Here is a 251-nt window from a genome sequence, read left to right as displayed (position 1 = left end):
ACCAAGCATCTAGCTTTTTAAGTTTAGCATAACTCTGGGTCAGCCGATAGTTGTTAATCCATCCCCGACAGACTTCATTGAGCCGTCCAAGCCGTTCTAACAGCGATATAGGTTTGGTCTTCTGGGTAATACGCTTTAACGTACGTTTAAACTTGCCCCAACTCTTTTGTGATACAACTAATTGATACTGCCCTTTTGTTCCCTTTTTGTAGACAGGTACAAAACCGTGTCCAAGCAGTTCGAAATGTACA

Annotated in this window: 1 protein-coding gene; it reads right to left on the bottom strand. The window is 42.2% G+C overall.

What is annotated here, in order from left to right; all coding sequences use genetic code 11:
- On the bottom strand, positions 1-251 hold a 251-nt coding region (locus MWU32_RS00415), incomplete at both ends, for a group II intron maturase-specific domain-containing protein (RefSeq protein ID WP_317235141.1).

Source organism: Gelidibacter sp. F63206, assembly GCF_023015735.1.
This window is presented reverse-complemented; position numbering and strand designations above follow the sequence as displayed.